The sequence below is a fragment of the Kangiella japonica genome, from assembly GCF_039523535.1.
Taxonomy (GTDB): Bacteria; Pseudomonadota; Gammaproteobacteria; order Enterobacterales; family Kangiellaceae; genus Kangiella; species Kangiella japonica.
The window spans coordinates 514,514-528,495 of sequence record NZ_BAAAFM010000001.1; the positions used below are offsets into that span (position 1 = coordinate 514,514).

Here is a 13,982-nt window from a genome sequence, read left to right on the forward strand (position 1 = left end):
ACATGTTGACGGGTATTCTGGATTAGATTTATTAGATTCAGATACAAAAACACCCGCCGCAAGGCAGGTGTTTTGTAATCCGATAGTTCTGTGACTAAGGTTACGATTAACGCTTAGAGAACTGAGGACGTTTACGTGCTTTATGAAGACCAACTTTCTTACGCTCAACGGCACGTGCATCACGAGTAACATAACCCGCTTGACGTAGTGGCGTACGAAGTTCTTCATCATATTCCATTAAGGCACGAGTGATACCGTGGCGGATTGCACCCGCTTGACCAGTACCGCCACCGCCAGAAACAGTAACGTAAACATCGAATTTTTCTAGAAGCTCAGTCAACTCTAGTGGTTGACGAACTACCATGCGTGAAGTCTCACGACCAAAATATTGGTCTAAGCTCTTCTGGTTTACAGTAATTTCACCGCTACCAGGACGCAAGAATACGCGAGCTGTTGAGCTTTTACGACGACCTGTACCGTAATATTGTTCAGCCATAATTCTCTTCTACCTTAAATATCTAATTTAATAGGTTGCTGAGCGGCGTGATTATGCTCAGAGCCTGCGTAAACTTTCAATTTGCGGAACATATCACGACCCAGAGGGTTCTTAGGCAACATACCTTTAACCGCTTTTTCAATAATCATTTCAGGCTTCTCAGCTTGAAGTTTACTGAAGTTAGCCTCTTTGATACCACCAGGGTAACCAGTGTGACGGTAGTACATTTTCCCTTCCGCTTTGTTACCAGTAACAGTAACTTTCTCAGCATTGATAACAACGATGTAATCGCCAGTATCAACGTGAGGAGTATATTCAGCTTTATGCTTGCCTTTTAAACGGCGAGCAATTTCCGTCGCCAAGCGACCTAATGTTTTACCTTCTGCGTCAACGACATACCAGTCGCGTTTAACAGATTCAGGCTTTGCACTAAATGTTTTCATATTCGTTGAGCTCCAAAAAGCCATTTGCACCCGCATTTTTGGGCCGCTAGTGTCATAAGCGATTACGAGAGGCTTAATATAAAATAGCTCTCAGCGTCCCACAAAAAAGAGCGCAAATCATACAGAACCCGCCCCTATATTACAAGTGGCAGGCAAAGGATTTACCAAAATTATGTTTCGTCTTGGGCAAATTTACGAATTTTCAACCAAATCCTTTCAAAAAGACTTTATTTACGGGGCTGTAAACGCTATAAATAATACTGCGTTGGGAGAGTCAATTTTGCATTGCTCGCCAAGACAAGACGTTATTTTAACAGTCAAACAACCCAAGAGGCAAAGGAAAAATGGCAAATAATAAAACTCGCAAGATTACCGCAGTCAAAGAGAAGTTCACCAAGACCCAAATCTTAAACGAAATCGCAGCACAAACAGGCCTAACTAAGAAAGATGTAGGAGCGGTTATCGACGAGCTTGGAATTGTAATCGAGCGTCATATTAAGAAGCGCTCAGTTGGTGAATTTACACTGCCAGGCCTATTAAAAATTAGTACGGTAAAGAAACCAGCGGTCAAAGCACGTAAAGGCATTAACCCATTCACAGGTGAAGAAACGACATTCAAAGCTAAACCAGCTTCTACCGCGGTAAAAGTACGTCCCCTAAAAAAGCTAAAGGATATGGCAAAGTAATTCCTGAATCCATATAAGCGATTAACCACAATACAAGCCGGCTCAATGCCGGTTTTATTTTGCCTACGATGTGGGGCTTTATGCCAAGTGCTCAAGGCTTAAATAATCCGTACTTTGCATTTCTTGTAAGCGACTTAGGGTTCGCTTGAATTCAAAAGCGAGCCCCTTACCCACATATAACTCCTCCATTGGCACTTCGGCCGATAGGATTAGATTCACATGGCGCTCGTAAAACTCATCAACCATCGCAATAAAGCGACGCGCGGCATCGTTCAATGAGTCATCCATTTGTGGTACTTGTCCAACAAAAACCGTATGAAAGCCACGTGAGATCTCGATATAGTCGGCAGCCGATCGTTCTGTTTTACAAATAGCGTCAAAAGTAAACCACACCACGCTATCCGATAGTTTCACCGCATCAATCAGTCGCCCCTCTACTTTAAGCTTACAGTGATCTTGCCCTTCTGTAGCTGACAATTGCTTGAAATACTGCTGCATATTGTCGTTGGCGGCTTGATCCAAGGGGTAATGATAGATATTAGCTTGCTCTAGTGTTCGTAAGCGGTAATCGATACCAGCGTCCACATTTAAAACTTGGCAATTTTCTTGAATCAATTTAATGGCCGGTAAGAATCGTTCACGCTGCAGTCCATTCCAGTAAAGTCGCTCTGGCGGGATATTTGATGTGGCGACTAAAACCACGTGACGCTTAAAAAGCTCTTCAAACAAGCCGCCTAAAATCATCGCATCCGTAATATCGGTGACGAAAAATTCATCGAAGCAAATGATTTTGGCGCGGTCCGCGAGTTGATCGGCAATTTTCACCAGAGGGTTTTTCTCGCCAGCCAGCGCTTTTAGTTCATTATGAACCTCGTGCATAAAACGGTGAAAGTGGAGTCGGACTTTCGCTTTTATGGGCAAGACATTAAAAAAAGTGTCCATTAGGTAGGTTTTACCGCGCCCAACCCCCCCCCACATATACAACCCTTTTACAGGCTGACTGTCGCCAGACAGCCAGCGAGTAATTTTTTGCATAAAGCCGTCACGTGGCCTCGATTGCATGAGATCCTCATACACCCGTTGTAGCGCCTGGACGGCCTGCTCCTGCGCAGGATCTTTAGTAAAACCTTGTTGCAGGTCTTTATTATATTGCTCTAACGGCGTCATTATTTAGATAAGTTCCGGCAAGTTCTGTGAAAGAGCTGCTTCAAGCGATTCTCTTAGCTCTACTAAGCGACCATGGAAGAAATGACCAGCGCCAGCCATTTTTATGAGCTCAGGCTGTGGCTCGAGTTCATCAATCCAACTAAACACAGCATCGGGGTCCACCACTTCATCGGCATCACCCATCACCGTTAACCAAGGGCAGTCTGGAATAACGAACTCATCAAAACTAAAACGATTCACCGGCGGCGCAATAGAAATTAACTGCTTGGCGTCTTGCTGTCTCGCTTGCAGTGCCGCTATCCAAGAGCCAAAACTAAAACCGGCCAACCATAAAGGTCGATTAGGATACTCTTTACGCGCCCACTCAATGACTTTAATCAAATCATCTTGTTCACCGCGACCTTCATCATATTCTCCTTCAGAAGCACCAACGCCCCTGAAATTAAATCGCACCGAAGGAATGCCTAAGCCAGCAAGAGTTCGTGACACTGTATAAATCACTTTATTGGTCATGGCGCCGCCATGTACGGGATGGGGGTGGCAACAAACCGCAACCGCGTTACGTTCATCAGCCTCTGTAGCGTCTAAGATAGCTTCAATTGCGCCAGCTGCTCCATCAATAAGAAATTTATCTTTGCTCAAAATAGTTTATGGCTAGGGACTAGTGAGGCTATTTTCGCATGTTTTTCATTTGCATGGAACTCGAGTGAGGATGCTTACGGTGGATCTTTTCGGTATCCATAAAAAAGGGGCCCCGAAGGACCCCCAAGCTCTTCAAGAGAGCACCATGAAAAGTACTAATTACTTCTCATCTTCCATATGTACTTCGGCATCCGACTCGGCTTTAATGTCAGCTTTGATGCGCTCATCCATCTCTTCTTCAGAAATTTCTGCTTTTGACTTTGATTTAACTTTCGCTTTAGCTTTTGCTTCTTCAGCACGGTGCTTAGCTCGCTCTGCTCTTTCCTTAGCTTCTTCAGCGCGTTGCTTGGCAGCTTCACGCTGCTCCTGAGATTTTTCTAGCGCTTGCTCAGTTGATTCTTGCACCTCTAACTTTTTCTCAACCTCGACTTGGCTTTTTACACCAACCGCGGCAGCGCTTGCTGAAAATGCTAGTGCGAAAATTGTAGTTAATGCTAGTTGTGTTTTCATCATCAACACCTATTTGTTTAATTAAAGTGGACTTTTAGCCTATTAAAAACCAATGCTCACTGCCAGCGAATGGCTTCAAAATTGAGCACCTTTTACACTTTTTAATAGAATTCGCCTTTTCCGTGATCGGCGTCACAACAGAAACACTAATAAGTTAAAGTTTCGTTAAATAACAGGAGGTTACCTTGGTTTTTATATTTTATCCTTCTCGCCCAGAGGGTACTTATGCTTCACGCTAAGCGACTCGTTCCACTCTTGAGCAAAGTCACGTTGCCACTTGGCGTTGATAGAAGCCACTACCAACATAGTAATCAAAGCCCCAATACTGGCTAACGCCATATCTTTATGAGCATCCCAGACATCGCCCTGCGTGCCTAAATAGGCGATCCCCAGATCACCACCAAAATATTCAGCTGCGCCCCACTCTATAAGCTCAAAAAGCATCGAGCTCGACATGGTTAAATCAAGCGGTAAAAAATATCCCCAAAAGCCTTTAACGTTTGCCACTCGAATAAAGACCTCACGAATGGGATAGGCAAAGAGTAATCCGTACAAAAAGTGCACTAGGCGATCGAAGTGATTCCGCTCCCAACCAAACCAGCTATTTAGTTCAGAGCCAAACACAGCTTTGGTCCATGCGTTATAGGGCACATTGGCGTAGGTATAATGAGATCCTATTTCATGCAGGCAAAGAAAAATAAAAATACAGCTGTATGAAATTTTCGACAAAGGAAAGAATTTGTAGGTCGAGACTAGTCCTATGACAAACAGTATTGTCAGAACATTCTCAAGCGCCCAGTCTGCCCTGTCGTGAGGGTCTATGGCGCATATAACAAAAACAATAGTAAAAAGAATTCCTAGTATCGTGAAAAAACGTGCGTTAGGCGTCATTATTCTACTCGTACTTTGTCTTAGAATTTGTGTATCATAAGCGTAAAGTATCAAGGCCTGCAATGAAGCGTTTTATATTTTATATAACCGCATTTTCTTGCAGCATGCATTAATTCGTATACAAGGAAATTTTGAATGTCAGCAGTTCTTAGCATCATTCTTATCGTTCTAGCTGCCGTTGTTGCCTTTTTTATAGGGCGTTGGCATGGTTTATCAACTGGCTCGAAGGAGCTCACCCAAGAGCTGGAGTCAAAGGACAAAGAGCTCAATGAGCTTAAATCGGGCGTCAATGAACACTTTGACGAAACAGCAAGACTTTTCTCTAATCTGACTGAAGAATATAAAACCCTTTATCAGCACCTCGCGACCGGCGCAAATAAATTATCCGACAAAGACTTTAAACTTAAACTATCAGCCCCTGTTGGGGCGGCCGGTCTTTCTGCTGATATTAGTCAGTCTTCGAGTGAGGTAAGCGGTTCGAATGTTTTGGATGCTGAAGAACATTTAACTACGGCTAAACTAACAACAGAAGATCGCACACCGAACCACGAGGAAGAAAGCTTTATCCGTGACAGGGATGAGTCTTTAGAAGCTACAACAGAAGAAGATAACTCAGACTTAAATCACGATAAAGAAGTTACAGCAGACAAAAGTCAGTCTGTAGTAAAAGAAACGGCTCAAGCAGATCTCGATATCGAAGTCTCACCACCGAAAGATTGGGCTGAAGATGATATCGATGAAAATTATCATCCGAACGAACCGCATATTGCACAGTCTGAATTCGCAGATCTGGCAAGCGAAGAACCAGAGGCTCCGTCAGCACCAGGCTATGAGCCCAAAGAAAGCGAGCCAGATAACAAAAAATAAGCACTAAAAAGCGTGTTGGTTTAACACCGCAGGTGGCGCCCTAGCGTGTCTCGAAGGTTAAGACATCGCCACCTACTCCGCTCTAACTTAAGGCATAGAATAAACAATGAAACTACTGCAATTTATAGGCTTCATCATTAAATACCTATTAATAGGCTTGGGAATAGCAGCCCTATTTATCGTTTTCTTGCCTGAAAAGTTTTCCAAGGATAAAAGCCCTGCCGAGCATACTGCATATCAGTCACAGCTCACGCAAAAAGCTAGTTCAAAAGTCCTAAACGGCTTAAAAACAAGCTATGCAGATATGTTGGCAGAGACTGCACCCGCTGTTGTTAGTATTAAGGTTCGCTCTAAGGTGTTTTCACTAGAAAGTGGTGCTTGCGCTGATCTGGAAGCCCGCCCACCCGACACTAACGCTTGTGCCGTGCTCTCCGACGGCTCTGGTGTCATTATTGATAAACAAGGACATATCGTTACGAATGCGCATGTATTGGACAAGGCCGACACCGTCATCGTTGAGTTAAAAAGTGGCGCACAACTGAAAGCCAATATAGTCGGTGGCGATATTGAGTCAGACATTGCTTTATTAAAAGTAGATGTCGAGACGCCTCATTTTTTACCGCTACCTGAAAACGATCAAAGTCGAGTTGGCGATCTAGTATTCGCCATTGGTACGCCTAATTTAGGCTTCCATCAAACCGTAACTCAGGGCATCATCAGCGCGAAATTCTTTACTCGCGTTGCGCACTATATCCAAACTGACGCAGCGCTGCGTCCAGGTAACTCTGGAGGCGCTTTAGTCAATGCCTACGGCGAGCTCATTGGGATTACCTCACTCAGCACTTTAAGCAACCAAGGTGAAAAACTGTATCAAAGCTACGCCGTATCGGCTAATAACGTTCGCCACATTGTTGAGCAAATAAACAAACACGGCCAAGTCCATCGCGGCTGGCTTGGTTTAAGTGGCGACATGACCATTAACCTAAACTCCATTAGTTACGAGTTAGGACTCACTGCCGAGCAAAGGCAAGAATTACAAAGCCGTATTAACCAGCTACCTTTTGGCAAAGGCGTTGTGGTCACTGCAGTTGCCGCTCAAGGTCCAGCCGAGCAAGCAGGTTTAAAGCCCCTAGATATCATCACCGAAGTGAATAACAAACCGATTTATAACGCGGTAGACCTCACCTCAGCAATATGGAATCTAGAACCAGGTGCAGAAGTCACGGTTAATTATATGCGAGACGGTACTAAACATAGTCAAACCGTCACACTGGGGAAAAGAGGCTCTGTTTCTCCATAACTCGGTCAATGTTGCAAGCTGGTTGAGTTATCAGTTATTACAAAAAAGGCGCTGAACCTGAGGTTAGCGCCTTTAATTCATAACCGTTTTATAATAGCAAAACTAGCCAACTCGTTTAATCGATGCTCCGAGGTTTTGCAGCTTTTCTTCAATAGTTTCATAGCCGCGGTCAATATGATATATCCGGTCTACCAGAGTCTCACCATCCGCCACTAAACCAGAAAGCACAAGGCTTGCAGAGGCCCTCAAGTCAGTTGCCATAACCTGTGCACCCGATAGTTTTTCAACGCCGTGACAAATCGCAGTATTACCTTCGATATCGATGTCAGCACCCATACGCTGCATTTCCAGCACGTGCATAAAACGGTTTTCAAAGATAGTTTCAGTAATAATCCCAGTACCTTCAGCCACCGAGTTCAAGGCACAAAACTGAGCCTGCATATCGGTTGGGAACGCTGGGTAAGGAGCCGTTTTAATGTTTACCGCTTTTGGGCGCTGCCCTTTCATGTCTAGCTCAATCCAGTCGTCGCCAGTTTTGATTTCCGCTCCAGCTTCTTCTAACTTCGCCAAAACAGAGTCTAATAACGTCGGATCCGTATTTTTACACAAGACACGACCACGAGTAATCGCGGCGGCCACTAAATAAGTACCCGTTTCGATGCGATCCGGCTGTACGTTATGCTGGCCTCCATGTAATTTCTCGACGCCTTCAATGGTGATAACAGAAGTACCACCACCACTAATCTTCGCGCCCATTGAGTTGAGGAAATTCACTAGGTCGACAACTTCTGGCTCACGCGCTGCGTTTTCGATAGTAGTCACACCGTCAGCTAAAGTCGCTGCCATGATCAAGTTTTCAGTTGCGCCAACACTGATGGTGTCCATAAAGATTTTAGCGCCTTTTAAGCGACCATTAACTTTAGCCTTAACGTAACCCGCTTCTACCTCAATCTCAGCCCCCATTTCACGCATACCTTCAATATGCAGGTTCACAGGACGTGCGCCGATGGCACAGCCGCCCGGCAAAGAAACCACCGCCTGACCATATCGTGCAATTAATGGCCCAAGCACTAAAATTGAAGCACGCATGGTTTTAACTAAGTCGTACGGCGCTTCGTGGCTATGAATATTTGAAGCATCAATATCAACGTTAAATTTATCGTCGATCGTCAGCTGCGCTCCAAGTCGCCCTAGCAACTCCAACGTCGTTGTCACGTCATTCAAGTGTGGCAAGTTTCCGATGGAAGTCACACCATCAACCAATAAGCTGCCCATCAAGATTGGAAGCGCTGCATTTTTTGCGCCTGAAATTTTTACTGAACCATCTAGTGGACCAGCGTCTTTGATTAATAATTTATCCATCAGTAAACCTTAAATTATTGTGCTAGTCTTAGACAAAAAGCTTGGCTTTTTCCCACTCTTGCGGCGTATAAGCTTTAATAGTTAAAGCATGGATATCACCGCTGGCAATGTGTTCGTTCACTGCAGCGTAAACCATCTGCTGCTTTTTAACTGCACGCAGTCCTTCGAATTGCTCACTAACCACGATGACTTGAAAGTGACTGCCGTCGCCATCAACGCGTAGTTCGGTGGTATTAATTTCTTGCTCAATTAGTTTTTTAATATCTTCTATCATTGGATTTCTTAAAGTTGCTGATTGTGACTGATTAACCCACAGTATGGCCCCTGACTTTGACAAATTAAAGCCCGAAGTTGTCCTGAGAATTATCAAATGTGACTGTAAAGTGCCCAGATTTTACCTTAAATCCATGAATTACACACTAGGAGTAACCACATTTATCAAAACCAGTTGCCACTTGCATCATCCCTGGTGGTCAATAATACTATCAATTATAGGGATTTAGGGGCTCACAGCGACTGTAACTAGGGCATGACAAGCCTTTTGTGCCCCTGTACAATGGCGCGCTCAAATTTAAAGTTTCTGAGCAATTCATAAGCAAAGCTTCGTTACACTTTGCCGCTGTTTTTCAACAGCTTAGTAACCCTATAATCGTTAATAGAATAGAGCATTTAAGGTCCTCATGTTAGAACATATTGCCTACATAATTATTGGTACCACCCTCTTGATGTGGAGTGCAGATCGCTTTACCGACGGCGCGGCTGCAATTGCCCGAAACTTTGGCGTTTCACGATTAATCGTTGGCCTCACTATTGTTGCAATAGGCTCCTCAGCCCCTGAAATCTTTGTTTCGATTCTAGACTCCTTCAAGACGTGTGCGCCGGATAAACCCGAATGTGGCCCAGAAGTTGCCATCGGTAACGCCCTAGGTTCCAATATCACCAACATTGCCCTAGTGCTTGGTATTACAGCCTTAGTACGACCGTTAATGATAAATTCCGGGTTATTAAAGCGAGAGATCCCTATCCTCTTTTTAAGTTCGGCCGTCGTATTCTTGTTCTTTTGGGATCTTCGACTTAGCCATATCGAAGGCTTCATTCTATTAACAGGTCTCATTCTGTATTTCTTCTGGTTGGTACATGTCGGCATTCAGTCCCGAAAAGAACATGACCCGATGGTCGATGAGATGATCGAGGAGCTGCCAGAGGGGATGCCTAGTGGAAAAGCAATTTTCTGGGTAATTATTGGTCTCTTATTACTAGTCGGAAGTTCTAAGCTGTTAATCGAAGGTGCTAGTGGTATCGCCTTAGCATTTGGCGTTTCCGAGACAGTGATCGGCCTTACTATCGTTGCATTAGGCACCAGCTTACCCGAGCTTGGAGCTTCGGTGGCCAGTGTATTAAAAAATGAGCATGAAATTGCTATCGGTAACGTTATCGGCTCGAATATTTTCAACTTACTCGGCGTGTTAGGGATCCCTGCCGCCATTGCGGCTCCAGTTATTGAGAAAGATATTCTCCATATTGATTACCCATTGATGTTAGGTCTTATCATTGCCATGGCCATTATGGCTTATGGTTTTAGAGGCCCCGGTAAAATCAACCGCATTGAAGGCGCTATTTTAGTTGCTGTCTTCCTAGGGTATTATATAGTTCGGTTCTTTGTGCTTTAGTCACAAAAAACTGATAATAAGCATAGAGTTAGGGAGCTTAATTTGAGTCACACTTCTATTCAGCAACGCTATCTTGAAAGCGCTGAGCGCGTGATCAACATAGAAAGCCAAGCGATTAATCAGCTAAAAAAGCAGCTCGACGATACTTTTATCGCAGCTTGTGATCGCCTAATGGGATGCCAAGGCAAAGTCGTCATTATTGGTATGGGCAAGTCTGGCCACATTGGCGGCAAAATGGCGGCAACATTAGCCAGCACCGGTACCCCAGCCTTTTTTGTTCACCCTGCCGAAGCTAGCCATGGTGATTTGGGAATGATTGAAGAACGCGATGTGGTGATAGCGCTGTCTAACTCTGGCGAAACCCACGAAGTAACGTCTCTTATCCCTGTGATCAAGCGCCGCGCCATTCCGCTAATTAGTATCACCAGCAACCCTAACTCCAGTTTAGCCAAAGCCAGTGAAATACATATCACCGTCAAAGTCGCGCAAGAAGCATGCCCACATAACTTAGCGCCTACCGCCTCAACCACTGCCGTTTTAGCACTTGGCGATGCCATTGCGGTGAGCCTACTCGAAGCTAAAGGTTTCACACCTGACGACTTTGCTTTGTCGCACCCTGGCGGAAGTTTAGGCAAAAAGCTGCTGCTTCAAGTAGAAGATTTGATGCACACTGCCGAGAACTTCCCAGCGGTAACTCCAGAAACGTCGGTTAAAGACGCGTTGCTCGAGATGACCGACAAGCGCTTAGGGATGACCGCGGTGCTCAACCAAGATAAGTACTTACTTGGAATTTTCACCGACGGTGATTTACGTCGTGCTTTCGAGAAAGGCATTAAAGTCGACACGCCGATTCAAGACGTTATGACAACCGGATGCAAAACCATCTCAGCTGATGCCTTAGCCGTTGATGCCGTTGGCCTGATGGAACAAAACAGCATTACCTGCTTAATCGTTGTTGATGAAAAGAATAAACCTTTAGGTGCGGTTCACATGCACGATTTATTAAAAGCAGGAGTGGTTTAATATGAGCAAACCACAATATTCGCAAGAGTTAACCCGAAAGGCACGCGAGATTAAACTAGTCATTTGCGATGTCGATGGTGTCTTAAGTAATGGTCAAGTCATTATCGGCAATCAGGGTGAAGAACTCAAAACCTTCAACATTAAAGATGGTTTTGGTCTAAAAAGCCTCATGCAACACAAGATTGAAGTTGCCATTATTACCGGCCGACGCTCAGAAATTGTCGAGAAACGATGCCGTGAATTATCGATCAAGCATATTTATCAAGGCCAAGTGGATAAAAATGCAGCCTATGAAGAGCTCTGTGATAAGTTAGCCTTAGAGCCAAGCGAAGTCTGCCATATTGGCGATGATCTCCCTGACTTACCGTTAATGCGCCGTTCAGGCCTAGGTGTTACAGTAGCGGATGGGCACTGGTTTGTGCGCAAAAATGCAGATTGGACGACGCAGTGTAATGGTGGTTTTGGCGCCGTTCGCGAAGTTACTGACTTGATTCTTGATAGCAAGGGCTTGCTAGAAAAGCACCTTCAGGAGTACACCTAATGACCTTTTTGAAAGGCCGTCACATTTTATGGTTACTAGTACCAGCTACCTTTGTGGTCGCCTTTCTGTGGGACAAATCCGTTGAGCAAAAGCCAGACTTTATTCAAGCGGACAATAACCCCGACTATTATTTGGTCAACACCTCTACCCTTGAATTTGATGTACAGGGTCAGCGCACGCGCAAGTTTACCAGTGAGAAAACTTCTCACTTCAATGACTTAATGATAACGCGTCTGCAAGCACCTAAGTTTGAAATGATTTCCACCGAAAAGCCTTGGCAAATCACAGCCGATACGGCGACAAACAATGAGCTCAGCGAGCAGTTAGAGCTGGCCGGCAATGTGGAAATCAAACTAACCCCAAAAAGCCAAAATCCGAGCATGACCTTAACCATGCCAAAGCTCAAAGTCGATTTCACGACCCAAACCGCTTTTACCGACACTACTGTTGAATTGAACAATGGTATTTTTCGTCAAACGGCCAAAGGCATGAATGCGGACTTGCGCAATAACACTATTGAATTTAAATCTCAGGTCGTTTCTGAAGAACTATGAAGATACTAAAACTTATTCCTACATTGTTAGTTAGTTCACTGCTAGCCACCTCTTTCACAGCTCAAGCAGCACAGTTTGAAAAGTCACGCCTTAAAGCAGAAAGCTCTTATTTAGACGCTTCTCAGGAAACGACAACCGTTGTTTATGAAAACAACGTGGTTTATGAGCACGGTCAAATGACTATTCATGCGGATAAATTGATAAAGCGTGGCGAAGACGCAGGCACTATCACTGCTCAGGGAAACCCTGTAAAAATACACTACGTTGATGCTCTAGGCGAAACAACGGATATTGAAGCGCCGAGCATTAATTACGAGCAAAAAACTGGTGAGCTGGCGGCTGATGGCGATATTCAAATCGTGCAAAGCTCACAGCAAGATACATTAACGCTAATTGGTAACAAACTAAGAGCCAATCAGCGTATTACTGATGGGTTTAGCTTTGTCTTAACAGGCAATCCAACGCGGTTTATTCTAAAGCAACCGAATCAGGCTGAAATTACTGCGGTCGCCGATACTTTGCGCTCAAACGGTAAAGATCGAAAAACTCAACTAGTCGGCTCCGTCAACTTAAGTCAAGGCTCTTCAAACACTTCCGCAGCACTACTCACTTATGATGGGGCTACTAAGCGCATATCTGCAGACCAAAGTTCTGACGGCTCTCAACAAGTAGTCACAGAGTTTTTCTGGCAAGATGAACCTCAGCCTGAGAAAACAGAAACCGAAAAAGCATTAGAGCAAGACTCTACTGTCGACGGTAAAACTATAGAAAATACAATAGAGTTAGACAAAGAGATCCTAAATGAGACTGAGGACTCTATCCACCCAGAGGACGACCAGTAATGAGTTCTCTAGAAGCAAAAAATTTAGCTAAAAGCTATAAAACACGAAAAGTTGTTGAAAGCGTCTCGCTAAAAGTTGACCAAGGCTCTATTGTTGGCCTTCTTGGTCCAAATGGTGCGGGTAAAACCACCTCTTTTTACATGATTGTCGGCTTGGTACCGTCGGATGCGGGGCAAATCCTACTCGCTGACGAAGATATCACTGGAGCAGCAATGCACGCTAGAGCTCAAAAAGGGATTGGTTACTTACCCCAGGAGGCTTCAATCTTCCGCAAGCTTTCTGTGCAAGACAACATTATGGCTATTTTGCAGCTCCGAAAAGACTTGAGTGATGAACAAAAGGAAGAAAAACTCGACCAGCTATTAGCTGAGTTTCATATCGAACACATTCGCCTTAGCCTTGGCATGAGCTTGTCGGGTGGCGAGCGTCGTCGTGTAGAAATCGCCAGAGCGCTCGCGAATGACCCTAAGTTTATCTTACTGGACGAACCTTTTGCCGGGGTTGATCCGATTTCCGTGATAGAGATAAAAAGCATCATTATGCAACTCAAAGAGCGCGGGCTGGGTGTTTTAATCACCGACCACAATGTTCGCGAAACACTGGATGTCTGTGAGCACGCCTATATCGTTGATAGTGGCAATATTATCGCCGATGGTAACCCTGAAACCATCCTTGAAAACCCAGTTGTAAGGCAAAGATACCTAGGCGAACACTTCAGAATGTGACTCTAATCATTGAAATTCAAGAGCCAGTCCCCAAGTTAAGAATAAGCCTTGCAAGATCTCTAATCTCAAGGTAACTTGGTAGTTAAAGGGCAATATAAGGAAAAGACTGGCTTACGTGATTAGAACAAAACGCCTCAAATTCAATCCCCTTAATATTTGGTTAAATTCAAAACAACCATCATTGCTGAACCCATTTGTTTCTTTTTATCAGCAATTACCAGCCCTTTTGCAACTCTGTAGTCTCCAACTCTCCCAAGGAGGTG

The 13,982-nt window shown here is 44.5% G+C and carries 17 protein-coding genes; 9 read left to right on the forward strand and 8 right to left on the reverse strand.

What is annotated here, in order from left to right; genetic code table 11:
- Nucleotides 1-106: 106 nt before the first annotated feature.
- Complete coding sequence (gene rpsI, locus ABD128_RS02380) at nucleotides 107-496, reverse strand: 30S ribosomal protein S9 (protein WP_110201127.1); 390 nt, start codon at nucleotides 494-496, stop codon at nucleotides 107-109.
- Nucleotides 497-510: 14 nt separating this feature from the next.
- Nucleotides 511-939 carry a 50S ribosomal protein L13 gene (gene rplM / locus ABD128_RS02385; protein WP_110201128.1) on the reverse strand — a complete coding sequence of 143 codons (429 nt, stop codon included), beginning with the start codon at nucleotides 937-939 and terminating at the stop codon, nucleotides 511-513.
- Between the two features lie 344 nt (nucleotides 940-1,283).
- Between rplM and ABD128_RS02390 the strand changes: the two genes are divergently transcribed.
- On the forward strand, nucleotides 1,284-1,625 hold the full coding sequence (locus ABD128_RS02390) for an HU family DNA-binding protein (protein ID WP_110201130.1): 342 nt from the start codon (nucleotides 1,284-1,286) through the stop codon (nucleotides 1,623-1,625).
- A 78-nt stretch (nucleotides 1,626-1,703) separates the two neighbouring features.
- Here the strand turns inward: ABD128_RS02390 and zapE are convergent, their stop codons facing one another.
- From zapE to ABD128_RS02410, 4 genes are all read right to left on the reverse strand, one after another.
- Nucleotides 1,704-2,792, reverse strand: coding sequence for a cell division protein ZapE (gene zapE, locus ABD128_RS02395; protein ID WP_343985971.1), 1,089 nt, complete (start codon nucleotides 2,790-2,792; stop codon nucleotides 1,704-1,706).
- A 3-nt stretch (nucleotides 2,793-2,795) separates the two neighbouring features.
- Nucleotides 2,796-3,434, reverse strand: a complete 639-nt coding sequence (locus tag ABD128_RS02400) for an alpha/beta hydrolase (RefSeq protein WP_343985974.1) — start codon at nucleotides 3,432-3,434, stop codon at nucleotides 2,796-2,798.
- Nucleotides 3,435-3,593: 159 nt separating this feature from the next.
- Nucleotides 3,594-3,947 carry a hypothetical protein gene (locus tag ABD128_RS02405; protein ID WP_343985977.1) on the reverse strand — a complete coding sequence of 118 codons (354 nt, stop codon included), beginning with the start codon at nucleotides 3,945-3,947 and terminating at the stop codon, nucleotides 3,594-3,596.
- Between the two features lie 189 nt (nucleotides 3,948-4,136).
- On the reverse strand, nucleotides 4,137-4,835 hold the full coding sequence (locus ABD128_RS02410; RefSeq protein WP_343985980.1) for a DUF2238 domain-containing protein: 699 nt from the start codon (nucleotides 4,833-4,835) through the stop codon (nucleotides 4,137-4,139).
- A 135-nt stretch (nucleotides 4,836-4,970) separates the two neighbouring features.
- Here ABD128_RS02410 and ABD128_RS02415 point away from each other — a divergent pair, with 135 nt between their 5' ends.
- Both ABD128_RS02415 and ABD128_RS02420 read left to right on the forward strand, forming a co-directional pair.
- Nucleotides 4,971-5,702 carry a Z-ring associated ZapG family protein gene (locus tag ABD128_RS02415; protein ID WP_343985984.1) on the forward strand — a complete coding sequence of 244 codons (732 nt, stop codon included), beginning with the start codon at nucleotides 4,971-4,973 and terminating at the stop codon, nucleotides 5,700-5,702.
- Between the two features lie 106 nt (nucleotides 5,703-5,808).
- A complete protein-coding gene (locus tag ABD128_RS02420; RefSeq protein ID WP_343985987.1) occupies nucleotides 5,809-7,002 on the forward strand; it encodes a S1C family serine protease in 1,194 nt (397 codons plus the stop codon).
- 102 nt (nucleotides 7,003-7,104) lie between these two features.
- On the opposite strand, the gene murA is transcribed toward ABD128_RS02420, so the two are convergent.
- Nucleotides 7,105-8,364 (reverse strand): UDP-N-acetylglucosamine 1-carboxyvinyltransferase, encoded by a 1,260-nt coding sequence (murA, locus tag ABD128_RS02425; RefSeq protein ID WP_343985990.1) that lies wholly within the window; start codon nucleotides 8,362-8,364, stop codon nucleotides 7,105-7,107.
- A 28-nt stretch (nucleotides 8,365-8,392) separates the two neighbouring features.
- On the reverse strand, nucleotides 8,393-8,638 hold the full coding sequence (locus ABD128_RS02430) for a BolA family protein (protein WP_110201136.1): 246 nt from the start codon (nucleotides 8,636-8,638) through the stop codon (nucleotides 8,393-8,395).
- A gap of 406 nt (nucleotides 8,639-9,044) precedes the next feature.
- On the opposite strand from ABD128_RS02430, the gene ABD128_RS02435 reads away from it, so the two are divergent.
- From ABD128_RS02435 to lptB, 6 genes are read left to right on the forward strand one after another with little or no spacing between them, the layout of a single operon-like run.
- Entirely contained in the window at nucleotides 9,045-10,034 is a 990-nt protein-coding gene (locus ABD128_RS02435) for a calcium/sodium antiporter (protein ID WP_343985993.1), read from the forward strand.
- 42 nt (nucleotides 10,035-10,076) lie between these two features.
- The gene (locus ABD128_RS02440) at nucleotides 10,077-11,057 is read left to right on the forward strand and encodes a KpsF/GutQ family sugar-phosphate isomerase (protein ID WP_343985996.1); all 981 of its coding nucleotides are present in this window, start codon (nucleotides 10,077-10,079) and stop codon (nucleotides 11,055-11,057) included.
- 1 nt (nucleotide 11,058) lies between these two features.
- Nucleotides 11,059-11,598, forward strand: a complete 540-nt coding sequence (gene kdsC, locus ABD128_RS02445; RefSeq protein ID WP_343985999.1) for a 3-deoxy-manno-octulosonate-8-phosphatase KdsC — start codon at nucleotides 11,059-11,061, stop codon at nucleotides 11,596-11,598.
- Complete coding sequence (gene lptC, locus ABD128_RS02450) at nucleotides 11,598-12,152, forward strand: LPS export ABC transporter periplasmic protein LptC (protein WP_343986001.1); 555 nt, start codon at nucleotides 11,598-11,600, stop codon at nucleotides 12,150-12,152. Before kdsC ends, lptC begins: the two co-directional genes overlap by 1 nt.
- Entirely contained in the window at nucleotides 12,149-12,994 is an 846-nt protein-coding gene (locus ABD128_RS02455) for an LptA/OstA family protein (RefSeq protein ID WP_343986003.1), read from the forward strand. The genes lptC and ABD128_RS02455 overlap by 4 nt, the downstream gene beginning before the upstream one ends.
- Nucleotides 12,994-13,719: an LPS export ABC transporter ATP-binding protein gene (gene lptB, locus ABD128_RS02460; protein ID WP_343986005.1), complete on the forward strand. Its 726-nt coding sequence runs from the start codon at nucleotides 12,994-12,996 to the stop codon at nucleotides 13,717-13,719. Before ABD128_RS02455 ends, lptB begins: the two co-directional genes overlap by 1 nt.
- The last annotated feature ends 263 nt before the right edge of the window (nucleotides 13,720-13,982 follow it).